This is a genomic window from Vibrio jasicida CAIM 1864 = LMG 25398 (genome assembly GCF_000400365.1).
Lineage (GTDB): Bacteria > Pseudomonadota > Gammaproteobacteria > Enterobacterales > Vibrionaceae > Vibrio > Vibrio jasicida.
The window spans coordinates 1-438 of the sequence record NZ_BAOG01000112.1; the positions used below are offsets into that span (position 1 = coordinate 1).

Here is a 438-nt window from a genome sequence, read left to right on the forward strand (position 1 = left end):
TTAGACCTAGCTCACCAGATAGGCCGCCAGAGAATTCAACGTCGCCTTCCACTTTGTTGTTGCCCGCAAACACTTGCAGCTTACCGTCTTGGTCTACTGACGCTTTCACTAGGTCTGTTTGACCGTTGATGTACGTCGCTAGCTCTTCGATATCGTCACCCGCTTTCGCGCTGATGTTGATTTCTTGTTCTTGACCAAAGCTGTCCGTTAGGCTGATTTTCATGTCTGATTTATCAGCAGCAACGTTCCAGTTTTTGTCTTTGCCGTTGTCAGCTTGGTAGCTCACGCCGCCCATCATTTGGTTGTCTGAGCGCATGTCTTTTAGGTTAAGCATTACTGCTTCACCGTTGTCCGCACCGATTTGGAAAGACTGAGTGCCGTAAGTACCGTTAAGTAGGCGGTTACCACCGAAAGATGTCGTTTCAGCGATACGGTTTA

At 48.4% G+C, this 438-nt stretch carries 1 protein-coding gene; it reads right to left on the reverse strand.

All coding sequences use genetic code 11. The features are described 5' to 3' along the window. Window positions 1-438: flagellin hook IN motif-containing protein (locus tag VJL_RS23785; protein WP_038881782.1), on the reverse strand; the 438-nt coding region annotated here is incomplete at both ends.